At 68.5% G+C, this 1,252-nt stretch carries 1 protein-coding gene; it reads right to left on the reverse strand.

Annotated features, from left to right (window positions below):
- Nucleotides 1–39 precede the first annotated feature (39 nt).
- Nucleotides 40–1,158 (reverse strand): hypothetical protein, encoded by a 1,119-nt coding sequence (locus ACFWJO_RS39860; RefSeq protein ID WP_378493865.1) that lies wholly within the window; start codon nt 1,156–1,158, stop codon nt 40–42.
- Nucleotides 1,159–1,252 lie beyond the last annotated feature (94 nt).

Raw genomic sequence — 1,252 nt, forward strand, 5'->3', positions numbered from 1 at the left:
CCAGTCGTCGCGCTCCATCGTTCTGTCTCCTTGCGTGATTTACGCGTTCAGTCCGTCATTGACCGCAGCCACGAACGCGGCGGCCTGCGCTGCGACCGGGGCGGTCGCGGTCGAGACCTCAGCGATCGCCTGATCAACGGCCGCGACAGCGTCGGGGCCGCCGGGTTGTGCGAGCGCGGCCTCACGGACCTGCGACACACCCGTATCGACCTGGGACTGCGCCGCCGCCGCATACGACGGGGCCACGTCAGTGAAATCGCGGACCGCCTCGACGATCTGCTCCCCGGCGGGTGTCTGTGCGACCTGACCGGCGACCTGCTGTGTCTGCGCGGTCACTGCCTGCGTGTCGACTACCGGAGGAGTCCATACCGGCGCAGGAGCAGGCACCTCCGGTGCCGGGGCGGGAGCGGGTTCTTCGATGACCACGTCCTGGCCGCCTGCAAAGGTTGCGCCGTAGATGCCGCCGAACAGCATGCCGAGGGCGCCACCCGCCATCGCGGCGGGAACACCGAGCGCCAAGGCACCCACACCTGCTCCGATCAGCGCGCCGTTCACGCCGCCGAGCACCGGCCCGACGACGATTCCGACACCGGGGATGAACACCGACGCCAACGTGGTGCCGACCGCGATACCCACGACGGTGCCGATGGCCGTGCCTCCCGCTGCGCCGATCACGGCGGCCGGGGCGCCCAACGCGAGGGCACCAGCGGCGCCGCCGACCACGACTCCGGTGACCGTGCCAGCAGCGAGACGGTCGGCCTGGTTCGTCGGAACACCGAGGGAGTTGATGAAGTTGCCGCCGTCAGCCTGAATTGCCGACATGGTGTTGTTGATCCGTTGTGCGTCCGGCTCGGCAATGAAATCCGGTCTGTCCAGCAATGCCGACCCGATCAGGATCTTGTTCTCCGGCGCCTGGATCGGAGCAATACCAGGCCGCTGAACCATCGGCGGTGGTGGCGGCGTCACGACCTCTGGCTGCGGCTCGACGGGCTCGCTGTATCCGGAGTAGAACGGCTGCACGTACGACGGTTCGACGTATGCGGGCTGCACGTTGTACGACGGCTGCGAATAGCCCTGCTGGTAGTCCTCATACGAGCGCCACTCCGCGTTCTGCACCTGCTCCGAGGGCTGATAGCCCGGCAAGTACTCACGCTCCACCGGAGCCTCTGCCCCCGGCGGCGTACCCGTTACTCCAGGCTGCTCACGCGGACCAGAGGGAGCCGTCACGCCAGGCTGCTCCCCCGGAGCGGCC

The organism is Streptomyces sp. NPDC127092 (genome assembly GCF_042722475.1).
Classification (GTDB): Bacteria; Actinomycetota; Actinomycetes; order Streptomycetales; family Streptomycetaceae; genus Streptomyces.